General features: G+C 38.0%; 14 protein-coding genes. 6 read left to right on the top strand and 8 right to left on the bottom strand.

Annotation, left to right across the window (positions count from 1 at the left end; genetic code table 11):
- Positions 1-4: 4 nt before the first annotated feature.
- From ACRD64_RS07645 to ACRD64_RS07635, 3 genes are all read left to right on the top strand, one after another.
- A complete protein-coding gene (locus ACRD64_RS07645) occupies positions 5-277 on the top strand; it encodes a DUF493 family protein (protein ID WP_430932693.1) in 273 nt (90 codons plus the stop codon).
- 130 nt (positions 278-407) lie between these two features.
- Complete coding sequence (locus ACRD64_RS07640) at positions 408-839, top strand: hypothetical protein (protein ID WP_430932692.1); 432 nt, start codon at positions 408-410, stop codon at positions 837-839.
- Positions 840-894: 55 nt separating this feature from the next.
- Positions 895-1,512, top strand: a complete 618-nt coding sequence (locus ACRD64_RS07635) for a trimeric intracellular cation channel family protein (RefSeq protein WP_430932691.1) — start codon at positions 895-897, stop codon at positions 1,510-1,512.
- 55 nt (positions 1,513-1,567) lie between these two features.
- On the opposite strand, the gene clpB is transcribed toward ACRD64_RS07635, so the two are convergent.
- Entirely contained in the window at positions 1,568-4,150 is a 2,583-nt protein-coding gene (clpB, locus tag ACRD64_RS07630) for an ATP-dependent chaperone ClpB (protein ID WP_430932689.1), read from the bottom strand.
- A gap of 369 nt (positions 4,151-4,519) precedes the next feature.
- Here clpB and ACRD64_RS07625 point away from each other — a divergent pair, with 369 nt between their 5' ends.
- Positions 4,520-6,331: a hypothetical protein gene (locus ACRD64_RS07625; protein WP_430932688.1), complete on the top strand. Its 1,812-nt coding sequence runs from the start codon at positions 4,520-4,522 to the stop codon at positions 6,329-6,331.
- 142 nt (positions 6,332-6,473) lie between these two features.
- Here the strand turns inward: ACRD64_RS07625 and ACRD64_RS07620 are convergent, their stop codons facing one another.
- Complete coding sequence (locus ACRD64_RS07620) at positions 6,474-8,621, bottom strand: DPP IV N-terminal domain-containing protein (protein WP_430932687.1); 2,148 nt, start codon at positions 8,619-8,621, stop codon at positions 6,474-6,476.
- Positions 8,622-8,871: 250 nt separating this feature from the next.
- On the opposite strand from ACRD64_RS07620, the gene ACRD64_RS07615 reads away from it, so the two are divergent.
- Together ACRD64_RS07615 and ACRD64_RS07610 are read left to right on the top strand one after the other, a co-directional pair.
- On the top strand, positions 8,872-9,306 hold the full coding sequence (locus ACRD64_RS07615) for a hypothetical protein (RefSeq protein WP_430932686.1): 435 nt from the start codon (positions 8,872-8,874) through the stop codon (positions 9,304-9,306).
- 49 nt (positions 9,307-9,355) lie between these two features.
- Positions 9,356-12,448 (top strand): ATP-binding cassette domain-containing protein, encoded by a 3,093-nt coding sequence (locus ACRD64_RS07610; protein ID WP_430932685.1) that lies wholly within the window; start codon positions 9,356-9,358, stop codon positions 12,446-12,448.
- A gap of 62 nt (positions 12,449-12,510) precedes the next feature.
- On the opposite strand, the gene ACRD64_RS07605 is transcribed toward ACRD64_RS07610, so the two are convergent.
- The 6 genes from ACRD64_RS07605 to ACRD64_RS07580 form a co-directional block, all read right to left on the bottom strand.
- A complete protein-coding gene (locus tag ACRD64_RS07605; protein WP_430932684.1) occupies positions 12,511-12,891 on the bottom strand; it encodes a DUF1987 domain-containing protein in 381 nt (126 codons plus the stop codon).
- A 23-nt stretch (positions 12,892-12,914) separates the two neighbouring features.
- Positions 12,915-13,463, bottom strand: a complete 549-nt coding sequence (locus ACRD64_RS07600; RefSeq protein ID WP_430932683.1) for a SiaB family protein kinase — start codon at positions 13,461-13,463, stop codon at positions 12,915-12,917.
- A gap of 137 nt (positions 13,464-13,600) precedes the next feature.
- Positions 13,601-14,527 carry a serine O-acetyltransferase EpsC gene (gene epsC, locus ACRD64_RS07595; protein WP_430932682.1) on the bottom strand — a complete coding sequence of 309 codons (927 nt, stop codon included), beginning with the start codon at positions 14,525-14,527 and terminating at the stop codon, positions 13,601-13,603.
- Between the two features lie 3 nt (positions 14,528-14,530).
- Positions 14,531-15,040, bottom strand: a complete 510-nt coding sequence (locus ACRD64_RS07590; RefSeq protein WP_430932681.1) for an AAA family ATPase — start codon at positions 15,038-15,040, stop codon at positions 14,531-14,533.
- Between the two features lie 23 nt (positions 15,041-15,063).
- On the bottom strand, positions 15,064-15,678 hold the full coding sequence (gene pnuC, locus ACRD64_RS07585) for a nicotinamide riboside transporter PnuC (protein WP_430932680.1): 615 nt from the start codon (positions 15,676-15,678) through the stop codon (positions 15,064-15,066).
- Entirely contained in the window at positions 15,678-17,285 is a 1,608-nt protein-coding gene (locus tag ACRD64_RS07580) for a S41 family peptidase (protein ID WP_430932679.1), read from the bottom strand. Before ACRD64_RS07580 ends, pnuC begins: the two co-directional genes overlap by 1 nt.
- Positions 17,286-17,305: the final 20 nt, after the last annotated feature.

Raw genomic sequence — 17,305 nt, 5'->3', positions numbered from 1 at the left:
TATTATGGCTTCGCAAAACTACGACATATTACTGGAGAAACTTAAGGAGAACAATAAATGGCCGTTACTATATATGTTTAAGTTTATTGTTCCAAACGAAGACGGCAAAGTTAAACAAGTGGTTTCACTACTTCCTAAAAAAGGGGAAATTTTATATAAACACACCAAAAACCTTAAGTTTGTTTCCATCACATGCACAGTAAAAATGTCTTCGCCTCAAAGTATCGTAGATGTCACATCCGAAGTAAACAAAATCAAAGGGATAATTGCATTGTAGATATTAATTTGACATTTTTTTGCATGTTTTAATTACAATTCGCATTTAAAACAACCCAAGTATGTATTTATTTAATACTTTTGTAATAAGCCCGTACATTGTACAGGGGTCAATTGTAAAATATTAGATTATGGGAACAAAACCTAAGTTTTGGCAAGATGCCGAGAAAGATTGGAAATTCTATTTCGATGAAGGTAAATCGTACTTAAACACTTGTGAAAAACTAATCGTTAACCGTGGACCTTTCGATAATGAGTTTCTCTATAACTTAGCCGTATTAGCGGGCGAGAGATTGGCTTTAGGCATGTTGTTGAGTTACGATTATATACCTGCTTCCACTTCATTATCAGGAATGCTGCAAGAAGGAAACGAGTTTTATGAACTTAGCGAAGACATTACCAAAGGCGCCAGGTTTATGAATAAATTTCAAACTTTTTGCTCCCTGGAGGTGGTTCCGTTTACCCCGCCTACCGATGAAGAATTGGAAAGCATCGTTAATTTCATTTCTAAAGTTGGCCGGTTTTGCACCAATAATTTAAACAAAACGGTTCCTGTGTCATAAGAAGAGATCTTGTAAGCTCGACAAAAAAAATTACTTTTGCGCAAAATTCTTCAAAATGGATTTATTGGGTTTTGCGGATTATGCAGGAACTTGTGCTTTCGCCATTAGTGGCACTTTATCAGCATCCGAAAAGAAGCTGGATTTGTTTGGTGCGGCTTTTATTGGTTTTGTTACTGCTGTAGGTGGAGGAACAATTCGGGATTTGCTATTGGGCAACACTCCGGTTACATGGATTATGGGTTGGGAATATTTTGTTCTAATCCTTTGTTCTATAGCTTTCACCTTTATTTTTTACAAGCAAATAATTAAGCTAAAGCAAACCCTGTTTCTTTTTGACACCATTGGAATTGGCGTTTTTACCATAATTGGGGTAGAAAAAGCACTGGTTTTCGGTCTTACCCCTCCGCTATCTTTGGTAATGGGCTTATCATCAGCAGTTGTTGGAGGAGTGTTACGCGATACCTTATGCAATGACGTACCCTTAATCTTTCATAAGGAAATATATGCCACAGCTTGTATTTTTGGAGGAACGATATATCTGCTGTTGCATTATTTCCAGGTTGATATTCATTTTTCGCAAATTGCCACTATTGTAGCTATTATAACTATTCGGCTATTAGCTATTAAATTCAACTTTAGCCTGCCTAAAATTACCAATGCGCAGCAGGATTAAAACTTTTCCAAAGTTTAAAACTTTGGAAAAGTCAAACGATAAACCGGGTATTTTCCTAATTATTAAACACCAGTTTATTATTTACATAATCTACCAATATGGGCTTGTCTTTTACAATTGTATCGGCAAGTATACGTTTCGATAACTCGTTTAATACTTCTTTTTGGAGAACTCTCTTAATAGGTCTTGCCCCAAAAAGTGGATCAAAGCCAGCATTGGCGATAAACTGAACAGCCTCGTCCGAGATATCTATTCGCACCTGTTTCGATTCCAGCGTTTTCTTTATCGAATTAAATTGCAGTAACACTATCTCTTTAATTTCCTTCCGCGTTAAAGGCGCAAACATTACAATATCGTCAATGCGGTTTAGAAACTCGGGTCTAATTGTATTGCGGAGCAGGCCGAATACCTCCGTCTTGGTTTTCTCCATAACTTCGGATTGATTATTGGGACCCAGGGAATCAAAATTCTGCTGTATGATATGACTTCCTGCATTCGAGGTCATAATGATAATCGTATTCTTAAAATCGACCACCCGTCCCTTATTATCCGTTAATCTGCCGTCGTCAAGCACCTGCAACAAAACGTTGAAAACATCTGGATGAGCCTTCTCAATTTCATCCAGCAACACCACCGAGTATGGTTTTCTGCGCACCGCTTCGGTCAATTGTCCGCCTTCGTCGTAACCAATATATCCAGGAGGGGCACCAATAAGTCGCGAAACCGAATGTCTTTCCTGGAATTCGGACATGTCGATTCTTGTCATCTTATTTTCATCATCAAACAAGAATGAAGCGAGGGCCTTGGCCAACTCGGTTTTGCCGACCCCTGACATACCAAGAAAGATAAAAGAGCCTACGGGTCGCTTATCATCCTGTAAACCGGCCCTACTGCGCCTGATAGCATCCGATACCGCAGCAATAGCCTCCTCCTGTCCCACGACTCTTTGGTGGAGTTCTTTTTCTAATGTCAGCAATTTTTCTTTTTCGCTCTTAAGCATTTTAGTGACAGGAATTCCGGTCCATCTGCTTACCACCGAGGCCACATCCTCAGAGTCCACCTCCTCCTTGATCAAGGCATGCTCGGATTGTCTTTCCTTAAGTTTGGACTTCAGTTGTTCAATGCGTTCTTCCGCAGCTTTTATTTTCCCGTAGCGAAGTTCGGCCACTTGTTCAAACAACCCTTCTCTTTCTGCCTTCTCCGCCTCAAACTTAAAGTGTTCGATGTCGGATTTGTACTTTTGAATTTCATCAACAATGGACTTCTCCTCTTGCCATTTAGCGCTCAAGTTAGTCCTTTCGTCTTTGAGCTCGGAGAGAGCTTTACTCAAGTACTGCAGCTTTTTTTCATCCCCTTCCCTTTTTATTGCCTCCCGCTCAATCTCCAGTTGTTTAACTTTTCTGTCCAGCTCATCCAATTCCTCCGGTACAGAATTCATTTCTAACCTAAGTTTGGCCGCCGCCTCGTCAATTAAATCAATGGCTTTATCTGGCAGAAACCTGTCCGCTATATATTTCGACGATAAGGTAACAGCAGCAATAATAGCATCATCTTTGATCCTAACCTTATGGTATGTTTCGTACCTTTCTTTTAAGCCACGTAAAATGGATATGGCGCTGGGCGTGTCCGGTTCGTCCACCATAACCAGTTGAAAACGACGTTCCAGTGCTTTATCTTTTTCAAAGTATTTTTGATACTCGTTTAAGGTGGTCGCCCCAACAGCTCTTAAATCACCTCTCGCCAGTGCCGGTTTTAATATATTGGCTGCATCCATGGCACCCTCACTTTTTCCTGCGCCAACCAAGGTGTGTATCTCATCAATAAACAGGACAATTCCTCCATCGCTGGCAACCACTTCTTTAACAACAGCTTTTAAGCGTTCTTCAAATTCACCCTTGTACTTTGCCCCTGCGATCAAGGCTCCCATATCCAAAGCATAAATAAGCTTGGATTTTAAATTATCCGGGACATCCCCATTTACTATCCGCATAGCAATACCTTCTGCTATGGCAGTCTTTCCCACTCCAGGTTCACCAATCAGTATAGGATTATTTTTAGTACGACGAGACAATATTTGCAAAACCCTTCTGATCTCTTCGTCGCGGCCAATAACAGGGTCAAGCTTTCCCGACCTGGCACTTTCGATTAAATTTACTCCATAACGATTTAAAGCATTGTAGCTGTCTTCTGCCGAGGGAGAGTCAACTTTCGCCCCTTTTCTGAGTTCTTTTACCGACATAATCAAAGCTTTCTCGGCTACTCCGGCATCTTTTAACAGGTTGGATACCGGATCCTTTGATTTTATAAGTCCTAACAATAAGTGTTCGATACTCACATACTGGTCTTCAAAAGTTTTGAGATATTCCTTGGCTTTTAACAGGACCTCGTTTGTGTTCCTGGATAAAAATGGTTCTCCACCGGACACTTTGGGGTAGCTATCGATAATAGCCTGTAAAGGAGAGTTGATATTCCTGGCCTCCAACTTATTAAACAAGTACGGAATGACATTTTCGTCTACTTCAATCATTCCTTTTAACAAATGCCCCGGTTCAATGGCTTGATGACTAAAACCTCGCGCGATTTCAACCGCTTGCTGAATGGCTTCTTGCGATTTGATGGTATATTCATTTAAATTCATCTTATTATTTTTTATAATTAAGTGATAAAGAGGCAACAAATCATTTGCCAGTATGCAGAATAAGTCATTTTGTCTAAATATTCAACAAAAACATGTCAATTTTACAGGTTGCGATGCTTTTTACTTTACAACCCAGACAGCTTTTCAATGCAGTTTACTTGTTTTATCTCGGTTTGTTGGATACGAATTATCATTCCGGAAAGCACAATCGTTTTCAAAAGCAGCGCTGGTTGTTTATTTTAGCAGGTATCATGCTACTGCTTATTATTTTCTTTATATATTAGTGTTTCATAAAACAACGATAAACCATGTTTGGCCTTGAGAAAGCACTTTTCATACTTGTTTTGCATTCCAATAAAGATATTTTTGGTGAACATTGTTTTTTTGTTTACAGGTTACCACGTCTGTTCACAGAATATTCCAACAACTTTAGATACTGCGGCTCAAAACGAAATTTCGATCCAAAAATATCTGAAGCAACAATCTAGTAACAGCTTTGTATATAAAAAGTTATATGAATGGTTAGTCGTTTCCCAGGATTCGAACATATCGAAAAATGATATTTTTGCTGCATTTGAAAAAGAGAATGCTAAATATAACAATAAGGTTATCCGTTCTATAAAAATCAAACAAATATCTCCTTTCGCTAAAAATATCCTCGACACAATTGGTTTTTCAACCAATAGAATTGAAAAGCACCTGAGTGATCTCCGTTTTAAAACCAAGCCCAGCATTATTAAAAGTAATTTGACCTTTAAAAACGGTGAGTTTGTAAAAATGAGGAAACTCAAGGATAGTGAACGTATCTTGCGTTCTTTAAATTTCATTACCGATGCCTTAATTGTTGTTGAACCTGCCATAATAGACACTTCACTTGTAAATGTTTTGGTAATCACTCAGGATAGCTACCCATATGGTGCCCGACTTTCATTTTCGGGAAGTAACGCTCAATTCGGACTATATAGTAAAAATGCATTAGGATACGGACTGGAACTCGAACATAAAATTAACACCCAGAAAACCGAAAAAGGCAACATTGGTTTTTATGAACATTTAAGATGGGAGAATATTTACGGCACCTTCATCACCTTTGATACGGAGATCAACAACACATATAAATCTAACTTCCAAAGTGTTGGTGCCAGGAAAGATTTTTTTATTCCGGAAATAAAATACGCTGCCGGTTTTAATATATATAGAAATTTCAAGATCAATCATTTAACAGGATCACTTGACAATAACAATATCTATAACCACGATTATCTTCTACAAGATTATTGGGTGGGCAAATCATACTTGATAAATGCCGAAAATTTCTTCGACCGGTCTAACCTGGCTTTCTTGGGCCAAACTTTGTTCTCGGAATATTTTAATATGCACGATACATTAATGATGCTTGCCAATTACAAACCTAACTTTTCTGTGTTTGGTTCGGTTTCGTTTTCTAAAAGAGATTTTTACAAAAACCAACTGATTTATAACTACGGCAGAACCGAGGACGTTCCTTATGGATTCCTTGGCTCTATAAGCTTTGGTTATAACCACAATACGTTAAAAAACAGATATTATTCAGCTGCACACTTTTCATTTGGCAAAGCACTGATTCCCAACAAAGGTTATTTGTACATCAGTAGCGATATTCAGTCTTATTTCTACCATGGCGAACCCGAAGATTCCCGGGTAAAATTGCAAGCACAGTATATATCATCATTAAACCATATTGGAATACACCGGTTGCGTTCCTTTTTTTCCGTTAATTATGTAAAGGGTTATCACAATAGTTATCCGAACTATTTATACATCAACGAAGCAAATAATGGAATAAGAGGTTATGGAAGCCACCGTCTTCGTGGAACCAAAAAAATTGTTTTTAGTAACGAGAACATACTTTTTTCAAGCAAGGAATTGTTGGGTTTTAAAATGGCTTTTTTCTCCTTTTGTGATGTGGCCTGGATTTCGAACCGTAAAACAACATTTAACAATAAACCATATTACTCCATCGGTGGCGGGTTTAGAATACGTAACGATCATTTGGTTTTTAACACTATTCAGGTACAATTGGCCTATTTTCCGAGGGTACCCGCTGGTGGTAATGAATTCGATTTTAGACTTACCAGCGAACAAACAAACAAATTTAATAGATTTGCCCCGCGAAAACCTTATGTTGACATATATAAATAAAAAAGTTTATGGTGTTTCAAGAATCTAATGATGTAACCCATCCCCATACTTACCTTGCATTACTTCCCCCAGCCGGATAGCCAGGGGAAGAGCTTAAGCCAGAGCTGGCTTCACAACTTTTACAGATTTCTCTTTGTTCAGACTACAAAAAGTCATTAAAATAATTGATCACCTTTTGCATAAGATGCACACGATCAGCACCCCTGACGTTGTGTTCGTGCCTTGGATAAACAAAATAATCTATTTGCTTTCTGTTTTTTATACATTGTTCTACAAAATAAAGACTATGCTGCCACACTACGGTAGGGTCGATAGCTCCATGAATTACCAATAGACGTCCGTTGATGTTTTGTGTACGCTTATTGAGGTTTGTCAGCTCGTATCCCTCTTTATTTTCTTCCGGCAAATCCATATACCGCTCTCCATACATGATTTCATAATATTTCCAGTCCGTAACCGGACCACCAGAAACACCTACCTTAAAAACATCCGGATATTTTTCCATTAAATTGATGGTCATAAAACCTCCATAACTCCATCCGTGAACCCCGATTCTGTTTTCATCCACATATGGAAGCGATTTCAGGAATTTAATTCCTTCCATTTGATCGGCCGCCTCGGCTTCCCCAAGGCGGCGGTGAATTACCTTTTCAAAGTCACACCCTCTATCCGGCGAACCCCTGTTATCCATGGTAAATGCAATATATCCCTGCTGAGCCATGTAAAGCTGCCACATTCTGGCCGCCCCCAGCCAACTGTTTTTAACCAATTGGGCATGTGGCCCTCCATACACATAAACAACCACCGGGTATTTTTTTGTTGTGTCAAAGTTCGGAGGTAAAATCATACGGCTATACAAATCTGTTTTACCGTTGGCCGACTTAATAGTATCCAAAACAATTTCACCCACCTTGTAACCTTGGAAAGGGTTTTCGGCTTCATGCAATTTCATTGAAGTACGCTTATTAACATCAACCAATTGAATAACCCTTGGTGTGTTAAGGTTAGAATACATATCTATTACTTTGTTTCCCGATTTGCTTATACTTATCGCATGCGTTCCCTCACCGGAAGTTATCCTGCTTACTTTGCCGTTACCTAATGCAACTTTATATAAATTTCGGTTAAGCACGCCTCCATCTTTTGTAGCTTCAAAAAACAAATTTTTACTTTTGGCATCAAAACCCAGTGCTTTGGTCACCACCCATTGACCTTTGGTGAGCTGTTTAATCAGGCCTTTGTTTAAGTCGTACAAATACAAATGATTGTAACCATCTCTTTCGCTTTGCCATATAAATAGATTTGAGGTAGCCGGCACAAACAAGGCCGGGTTTTCAGGTTCTACCCACGTATCGCTTTTTTCTTCAAACAACTCCCTAACCAGGTTTCCGGATTTGGAATCGTATATATTCATTTTCATATGATCCTGCCCCCTGTTTAACTCAGCGATCAATATTTTTTGCTCATCATTGCTCCATGAAATATTCGTTAAATATTTTTCTCTGGGTTCGCCGGTTTGCATATAAACCAATTTACCTGTGCGCAGGTCATAGACCCCAACGGTTACCTCATGGCTTTTCATTCCAGCCATTGGATATTTGATATTTTCTGTTTTGGCTACCCGCGCGTTAACGTTGACCAATGGGTAATCGGTAACCATGGTTTCGTCCATCCTGTAAAAAGCCACCGAATTGCCTGATGGCGACCAGAATATTCCATCCGTAATCCCAAATTCACTTCTATGAACAGACTGCCCCAAGACAATTCCCTCTTTTGAACCGCTTTCTATTTTTTGGGGCTGTTTGTTTAGCTCAGAAATATATAAATCAAAATCTTTCAGGTAAACGATAGCTGACGTTTTGTAATTAAAATGAACATGTTTTGCACCTTTAGGATAATATAAAATATACTCTATGCTTTTCGATTCTATATTATATACAACTATACCTTCATTATTATCAATCCAAAATGTGTTATTATCGATCCAATTGATATTCCATAAAGTATTAAGTTCATTTAAATCAAGCCTTTTAAACTCTTTATTTACTTTTTCTAAATTTAAGAGGAAGGATTTTTTGCCTTTCCCGGTAACCAGAAACAAGCTATCCGATTGGTTTAACACCACATTATCGGAATTTCCTAAGAATTTATAATTCTTATATGATGGTAGAAATTTTCTGTAATTTTTACCTCCGACAATCACGTCCTCCAAACTCAATTCTTTAATTCCCTGGGATTGAGCCCATAATCCTGCCAAAATTAATGACAGTAAAAAGATCCACCTTTTCATAAACATTATTATCCTTTTTAAATTGATTATTTTTGAATAAATATGAATGATTTTTTTAAGAAAAAGAATAATATTCTACCGGAACATTGCAATTTGTGGTGTATTTTAATAAAAATAGCTATTTTAGACATCGAAAAAATAAGCATCACACGCAATTTATAATTTATATTGAACGTTTGTAGTTTAGCAATTACAAGTATAATTGCTTGAGAAGATAATGGCATTCAATAGATAAAAAATACTCTTACTCATGAAAAAAGGAATTGTTTTAACCTTAATTATTATTCTAGCATGTAGCTTTTTTGCTCCATCACCGGTTAATTCGCAAGATGAAAAGCGTAAAGATTGCTCTAGTTTAATTAAAGCCCCGTTTATACCCAACGGTCAACCATTGAGGGCTTTTTTAACAGGAGACGAAGTAGCTGAATTCCATACTACATTTTTAAATGGCAGTATTTATAGGTTGGCGGCATGCTCGGCTAACAATCAATCCATCATATTCTCGGTATACGACACCAACAGAAACCTGCTTTTTACAAACGACGAGTATAATAAAACCAACATGTGGGACTTTAAAATTGCAGGTTCCGTTGAATGTATCATCGAAGCCAAACTGGATAGCAATCAAGCTTCTTCAGGAATGGCACTGATGTACATTGGTTTTAAAAGCCTTGAAGAAAACTAAGCGCACACTAGATTAACACCTTGCAGGTTACTTTAATTAAACTAATAAAATGAGCGAAGGAATATTAAAAGCCTTAATACAACTTTTTGCTCTAATAGCCTTTCCTCATAAGGATAACAAGTCACGTAGGCAGATTGTCAGAAACTTTTTGAATCAGCAGTTGAATCAACAAATGGTGGATGAGTATCTGGACATTTATGAATCTTATTACCAAGAACATGTATCAAAGCTTGCGAAGCTGCAACAAAGCGAAATATCCAGATCGACCCTAACGGCTAATTCGGTTAAGGCCTTGCGTATCTCCAATGCCATCAATAAAGAACTTACGCACTACCAAAAGCTGATAGTAATTATACAGCTAATCGAATTCCTCAAGTCCGGGGTTGAAATAAGTCATTTCGAAAAAGATTTTGTGAGTACCATAGCACAAACTTTTCATATCAACGACAAGGAGTATGCTCTAACCGAAAAGTTTATGCTCAATGGTTCCCCCAAAGCCATTGATAGCGAGAATATTTTAATAGTCGATAGTAAACCGGAAAACAAATATAATAAGGCACGTCACCTAATCTGGGAACACGTTGATAACGAAATCCGTATTCTGCGCATTAAATCGGGCGGGTTATATTTGTTAAAGATCTACAACCAAAACGATATTCACATAAATGGTCAGCTACTGAATCCGAAACGAATTCATGTTTTAACACCTGGCTGTTCGATTCGAAATAACCGTATCAACCCCATTTATTACAGCGATATTGTTGGAACATTCACGAGTGATAACATTGCAGCACCCATATCTTTCAAGGCCGAAAGTATTTCCTACAAGTTTAAGAATAAGACGTTGGGTGTTCAGCCTTTGTCTTTTAACAGCGAATCGGGTAAGCTGGTGGGAATTATGGGTTCAAGCGGTGCGGGGAAGAGCACGCTGAGCAATATATTAAGTGGCATTTACAAACCTTATTCCGGTAAAGTATTCATCAACGACATCAATATTCATGAGGAATCCCAAAAAACAGAAGGCCTTATAGGCTATGTTTCACAGGACGACTTGTTGATGGAGAATCTTACGGTATACCAAAACCTGCTCTACAACGCTAAGTTATGTTTTGGTGACTATAGCGATTTTAAGATTAAACGAAGGGTGCTGGATTTATTAACATCCCTTGGTTTAAATGACATTAAAGACATGAAGGTGGGTTCGCCCCTCAACAAAAAAATTAGTGGCGGACAACGTAAAAGACTGAATATTGCACTGGAGCTGATCCGGGAACCGGCCGTATTATTTTTAGACGAGCCAACATCCGGGCTTTCTTCGAGGGATTCGGCCAATATTATGGACTTGCTAAAAGAACTGGCACAAAAAGGGAAACTTGTGTTTGTGGTTATCCACCAGCCTTCCAGTGATATTTTTAAAATGTTCAACCAACTTTTGGTATTGGACCATGGTGGTTATCTGATCTACGATGGGGATCCTGTGGAGAGTATCACCTATTTTAAATCGAGTATTAAGCAGGCCAATCGCCGCGAGAGTGAATGTAACACCTGCGGTAATGTAAATCCGGAGCAAGTACTTAACATTGTTACTTCGCAGGTTATTGATGAGTACGGCACATTCACAAGGAACAGAAAAATTTCTCCGCAGGAATGGTACGAACGTTTTCAAACCAAAAAGAGAACGGAAACTTCCGTGGCCCCAAAACAACATAGGGAACTGCCTACCATTAACTTTAAAGTACCCAATAAGCTTAAACAATTTAGCGTTTTCGTAAAGCGCGATCTGCTTTCAAAATTGTCAAACCGTCAATATTTGTTGATCAACCTGCTCGAGACACCCGTCTTAGCCTTATTACTGGCCTCAATCATTAAGTTTTACAACGTAGATGCTGTCAACAACGAGGGGTATATATTCCAGAACAATCCTAATATTGTTATTTACCTCATTATGTGTGTCATCATAGCGTTGTTTGTTGGGCTGACCGTAAGTGCGGAAGAAATAATTAGCGATCGGAAAATATTAAAGCGAGAAGAGTTTCTAAACTTAAGCAGATTTAGTTACTTGATATCAAAAGTTTTTATCTTAACTATAATATCGGCCATTCAAACTTTTCTTTTAGTTATTATTGGCAACAGCATCATCGAGCTAAAAGGTATGTTTTTTGAATATTGGCTGGTTTTGTTTAGTGTATCAGTCTTTGCCAATCTACTGGGTCTTAATATATCAGACAGCTTTAAACAGGCCGTAAATATTTATATTTTGATCCCGTTTTTGATCATACCGCAAATCATTCTATCCGGTGTATTTATCAGCTACGACCATCTAAACCCCAAATATTCCAATCCGAATACAGTTCCCTGGTATGGAGAGATTATTACGGCTCGCTGGGCTTTTGAAGCGCTAACCGTTCATCAGTTTAAAGACAATGATTTTGAAAGAAATTTTTATCTGTATGATAAAATAAAAAGCGAAGCGCATTTTAAAAAGGAATATTGGGTGCCAGCATTGCAAGCTAAATTAAATCAGTGCCAAAAGTTAATTAACACACCACGTTCTGAAGAAAAAGTTAAAGACGCGCTTAAATTGTTAAAAGATGAAATTAGCATTGAAAATACGCAAGGTTTATTAAAACTAAGCATTCCTTTTATTAACCAGTTGTCCTACAACAAGGTTGATAATTACACATTTAACCAGGTTAAAGAATATTTGAGCAGTAAGAAATTGGCCTACCGTAAGCTTTTTAACAATACGGATAACAAACTGGATTTGAAAAAGAAAGAGTTAACCAATTCAGATATCAAGCGAGAGCAGTTCAACCAATTAAAGAAAGACTACCACAACCTGGAGCTTGAACGGTTTGTCAAAAATTCAAACAACATTTTCTCCAACAAAATCATTGAATACAATGGTAAGCTGGTTCAAAAAGCGGATCCTATATTCAAAGAACCGGATAGCAAGCTATTAAAAGCACACTTTTTAAGCCCATATAAAAGACTTGGTAAATATACAATAGATACCATTTGGGCAAACCTTACTGTAATTTGGTTCTACAACCTATTGCTATTTATTATACTGCAGTCTTCCCTGTTAAAGAAAGTGATGTTTAACCTATCGGAGCTTTATAACAGAATAAAAAAAGAGTAATGAATATGCAATATACTTAAATCATTACTCCTTTAAACTCTTATTGAAATCACCAGAGGTTACTACTCTTCCATTTCAATCATTTTAAAAGGTATATTAATAATGGACTGGTAATCTTCTCCGGCTTCGAACATATCTTCGTCATCCTCTTCGTAATACCAGTTCACTTCAACCTTTTGTCCTTTCTTGAACAAAACCTCAAGCTTCTTAAAAATATCCAGTATACACTTGGACGAACTGGTATTAAAATACTCGAGTTGCACATTAACAGCAGTTTCATCCTTTCCGACACTGCCGTATTCTTCAAGCCAATCAATCAATGGCTTATAAAATTCGATAGAATTTTCGGGTATAGATCTACCTTTAATCTCAATTATGCCCTTTTGACCGTCAAACCTAACAAATGGGGTTTTAGGTGTTCCTTCTCTTACTATTGTTTCCATATTGGTAAAACTATATGGTGTTTTTAACTAATATAAACGTCTAATGAAAAAAATATATGATTGTCGTTGTACTTATAAAAATAGTACTCCAACTTATTTCCGGTTTTCCGGACAATATCCAGCATTCCTAATCCTCCTCCACCTTTGTCGGAAAATTCACCGTTACTCATAATGTCCAAATAAAGCATGCGAATCTCCTTATCCGTTAAAGAGTTCACTTGATCAATCCTGTCTTTAATTACGCTAATTTTGTTTTTGTCGACAAAGTTGCCGGTAGAGATTCTATAAAAAGAGCCATCCTTACTCAGAATAATAACGCCGAAGTTATCTTTTTGAACCAAGTCCAAATCTATGGGTGGTTTATCTACGTGATGGTAAAGGTTTTGCAGGCATTCAACAAAAACATTGTACACCTTTTTCCTAACCTTGTTTTTTTCGTTTTTAAGGTTAAGACTCTTCTCAATAGTTTCGAGCGCCTCAGTTATTAGGTCAGGAGTAATGCTACCATTGAAGTTTAAAACCACTTCTCCCTCCAATTTTTCGTTATACCACTCCTTAATGTTAAATGCCATTTTCTATTCTAATATTGCTTATCACAAATATATAAAAATTGACTATTGTACAAACCCATTCGAACATCAATTTTTTAAATAACTTATTCACCATGACTGATGAACGATAATATGGTATGAACAGCCAATTTCCCCTTTTATATTCCACCTCCTTCTGCAAAAAGAATATCTCGCGGTTTAAATTGAACTATTTTCGATCCGGGCGGAACGTCGTTGGTTACCCAAACATTACCACCAATAACCGATCCTTTGCCCACTGTAATCCTTCCTAATATGGTGGCTTGCGAGTAAATAACAACATCGTCCTCAACAATTGGGTGACGGGGTATACCTTTAATTGGGTTTCCGTTTTCATCTAAAGGAAAACTTTTTGCACCCAAGGTAACCCCTTGAAAAAGTTTTACGTTTTTACCAATAATGGATGTGGCTCCAATCACCACTCCCGTGCCGTGATCAATGGTGAAAGATTTATCTATTTTCGCTTTTGGATGAATATCAATCCCAGTTTCCGAATGCGCCATTTCCGATATCATTCTGGGGATGATTGGCACTTCCAAATTGACCAAGGCATGTGCAATTCGATAACTGGAAATAGCCCTTATTGCCGGATAACAGAATATGACTTCTCCTTTGCTCTTTGCGGCGGGATCGCCCACGAATGCGGCATCCACATCTGTTGTGAGTGCTCTTCGCAGCTCAGGGAGTAACGCCACAAACTTTTTTGTTAGCTCAAATGCCCTTTCCTTATGCAACCGGAGTTTGTCTGAATTGCTGTCTTCGCACTGAAAACATAGGCCAGCCAATATTTGTTTATTCAACAGTTCAAACAACCGCTCCGTGTTCACCCCCAGGTAATAATAAATACTTTCGGAGCGAACGGGAGAATCTCCAAAATAACCCGGAAATATGATCTCCCTGGCCAGGTTTACAATTTCTGCCAGCGTCTCGCTAGAGGGCATCGGATATTCAAAAAAGTGGGTATGGCAAACCGCTTTGTACGATTCTTCATTTGCCAATTTTTTAATAGTTTCCTGAAGTACGCCAGGATACTTAAATGTGGTCATATCTTATTTTTTTAATTTCTCATCTATAGCATCAACTGCCTTTAAAAGCCTTTGTTCACCACTTCCCTCTATTATTTTATATGCAAAACCATAATCGTCGAGTTGTTGCTTGTATTTTTCAAACAAAAGGCTTCTAATAGCTTTATTCTCCCTTACCAAATCCGGTTTCCAGTCAATATCGTCCTTGCATAACAGATATAAATCAACCGGTCGTTGGGCAAATTCACCCTCAAACCATTCGGGCAATTTATGGAATACATGTAAAAACCATATCTTTGATATGACAAGGTAAGTATCAAAAAAACAAAAACCATCATATTTTTGCATTTCATCGTACTCTTTTAACTGTTGTTTAGTTATATTAACAACATCCTGATAGCCGTATGGCACATCAAGCTTTTCAATATATTTTCGTGCAAACTCCTCGGTATATACCCCGTCGTAAATATAAGCCAGTTGTTTGGTTAGTACTGATTTACCAACAGATTCCGGCCCTGTTAAAACTACTTTCATTTGAATTATACGCTATTTATCTTTTATGTAAGGCTATGCTCGTATTGTTTATAGTCGCGCCACCACGAAAGGTATCCCCAGATGGCCATAATTGTGTAAACAAAAAACAAGATAGCTGTAACATACAATCCCTTATAAATATACATACCCATTGACACAAAATCAACTACGATCCAAATCAACCATTGGTCGATGAGTTTTTTTGCCAACATCCAGGTGGCCACAAAGCTTGCTGCTGTTGTAAACGCGTCCCAATAAGGTAAATCGGAGGATGCAATACCTACCCATGGAGGTACTTCAATTAAAACGTACGCTAATACTACGTACAAAACCCCAAATGACAACAGCAATTTTAATGTCATGTTTTTATCCAGCTTATTGATCTGGATTTTGGACGCATGTTCTTCTACTTGTCTTCTTCTCCACATAATCCATCCCAGTATACTTACCACCAAATAATATACTTGTAATACCATATCGGCATACAATCGGGCATCGAAAAAAACGGCTATATAAAAAGCCGATGACAATATTCCCATCGGCCAAAGCCATATTCTTTGATTTATTGAAAAGTACAAATACACCAGGGCAGTTACAAAACCGAACCACTCGACCCAGGAAAACTGAATTTCGATCATCAATTTAATAAGTTTGTATATTCATTTCCCCCTGAAAGTATCTCAATTGCTTTATTATAGACATCAGTAGTAGGGTTTATTGTTTGAAAGTACTCGCTCGAAGTCCACATGTTACGTGCGATGAGTGCTTTTATCTGTGATTTTATTAGGGGTAGAGAGACTTTCCTGAACTCCTCCACATCGGATTTAAGCTTCTCTTTATCCCCTTCTGCAATTAATTCCTCCACAATTTGTTCGTTTACCACAAAACCTTTGCTGAATTGATCGTAGTTTGCATACATACGTTCCATTTTTTTACGGTGGGTATCCACATAATTCAAAACAAAACGATTAAATATACCATAAGCCACCAAATCGCGATAGTAGTCGGAATAACCGCTTGTATCTGCCGGCACAAAAAGATCGGGCATCACTCCTCCTCCACCATAAACCAGTCTTTGCTTGGTTTTGGTATAAAACTTTTCTTCCGTGTTCAGGTGGACACTGTCTTTGTTTAACGCTTCGCCGGTATCATACCTTTTGTAGATTTCTTTTTGATAAGCCTCAAGACCTTCTTCGTAAGGTTTTTGAATGCATCTTCCGGAAGGCGTATAATATTTGGCTATTGTCAATCTGATCATGGATCCATCCTGCAAATTTAACGGACGTTGAACCAGTCCTTTTCCGTAACTGCGGCGGCCTAGCACCAAACCTCTGTCCCAATCCTGCACCGCACCGGAAACAATTTCGCTGGCTGAGGCAGAACCTTCGTTAATCAGAACCACCACTTTGCCAGACTCAAACAAACCTTTATTGGAAGATTTATATTCACGACGAGGATTGGTAAGACCTTCGGTGTACACAATCAGTTTCTTTTCGGATAACAACTCATCGGCAATATCAATAGCAGCTTTTAAATAACCTCCGGGGTTTCCCCTTAAATCCAGAATTAAGTTTTGCATTCCTTGTTCGTTTAGCTTTTCCAAGGCATTTTCCACCTCGGAATGCGTTGTGGCAGAGAATTGATTAATCTTGACGTAACCAATGTCGGGCGTTGCCATATAGGAGGCTTCAACACTATATATTGGAATTGTATCGCGAGTAACCGTAAACGAAATCAAGCCTTTAACATTCTTTCTTTGAACTTGCAATTTAACTTTGGTACCTTTTTTCCCTTTCAACTTTGAAAATACATCCGTGTTCTTAAGTCCTACACCAGCTACGTTTTCACCATCAATTACCAGTATCCGATCTCCCGCTTGTAAGCCAACTTTCTCCGATGGCCCGCCCGAAATTGGAGAAACCACCATCAATGTATCTTTAAAAATATTGAACTGTATCCCGATACCTTCGAAACTACCATCCAACGGTTCATTCATTCGGCTTACCTCATCTTTTGAAATATAAACGGAATGAGGATCCAATTTGGTCAACATGCCGGTAATAGCATCCTCCACTAATTTTTCGTCGTTGGTGCTATCAACATAAAACGTGGATATCAACTTGTAAGCCAGCTGAAGTTTTTGTAAGTCTCTATCAAATTTCTGAGCGTTAATAGCAACACTTACCACCATTAACAAAATACAGATACTAATATATCGAGGCAACATACCCTTTAAATTCTTCATGACAAATTTATAAAGTGAGT

The sequence above is a fragment of the Saccharicrinis sp. 156 genome (assembly GCF_050589685.1).
Taxonomy (GTDB): Bacteria; Bacteroidota; Bacteroidia; order Bacteroidales; family Marinilabiliaceae; genus Saccharicrinis.
The sequence above is the reverse complement of the archived record's forward strand: the minus strand, read 5'-3'. Positions and strand labels throughout refer to the sequence as shown.

Bases quoted from the DNA above. Each gene is read 5' to 3' on its own strand.
- pnuC (WP_430932680.1), bottom strand. From the start codon at position 15,678: ATGATCGAAATTCAGTTTTCCTGGGTCGAGTGGTTCGGTTTTGTAACT.
- epsC (WP_430932682.1), bottom strand. From the start codon at position 14,527: ATGACCACATTTAAGTATCCTGGCGTACTTCAGGAAACTATTAAAAAA.
- ACRD64_RS07605 (WP_430932684.1), bottom strand. From the start codon at position 12,891: ATGGAAACAATAGTAAGAGAAGGAACACCTAAAACCCCATTTGTTAGG.
- ACRD64_RS07645 (WP_430932693.1), top strand. From the start codon at position 5: ATGGCTTCGCAAAACTACGACATATTACTGGAGAAACTTAAGGAGAAC.
- ACRD64_RS07600 (WP_430932683.1), bottom strand. From the start codon at position 13,463: ATGGCATTTAACATTAAGGAGTGGTATAACGAAAAATTGGAGGGAGAA.
- ACRD64_RS07610 (WP_430932685.1), top strand. From the start codon at position 9,356: ATGAGCGAAGGAATATTAAAAGCCTTAATACAACTTTTTGCTCTAATA.
- ACRD64_RS07580 (WP_430932679.1), bottom strand. From the start codon at position 17,285: ATGAAGAATTTAAAGGGTATGTTGCCTCGATATATTAGTATCTGTATT.
- ACRD64_RS07615 (WP_430932686.1), top strand. From the start codon at position 8,872: ATGAAAAAAGGAATTGTTTTAACCTTAATTATTATTCTAGCATGTAGC.
- clpB (WP_430932689.1), bottom strand. From the start codon at position 4,150: ATGAATTTAAATGAATATACCATCAAATCGCAAGAAGCCATTCAGCAA.
- ACRD64_RS07620 (WP_430932687.1), bottom strand. From the start codon at position 8,621: ATGAAAAGGTGGATCTTTTTACTGTCATTAATTTTGGCAGGATTATGG.
- ACRD64_RS07640 (WP_430932692.1), top strand. From the start codon at position 408: ATGGGAACAAAACCTAAGTTTTGGCAAGATGCCGAGAAAGATTGGAAA.
- ACRD64_RS07590 (WP_430932681.1), bottom strand. From the start codon at position 15,040: ATGAAAGTAGTTTTAACAGGGCCGGAATCTGTTGGTAAATCAGTACTA.
- ACRD64_RS07635 (WP_430932691.1), top strand. From the start codon at position 895: ATGGATTTATTGGGTTTTGCGGATTATGCAGGAACTTGTGCTTTCGCC.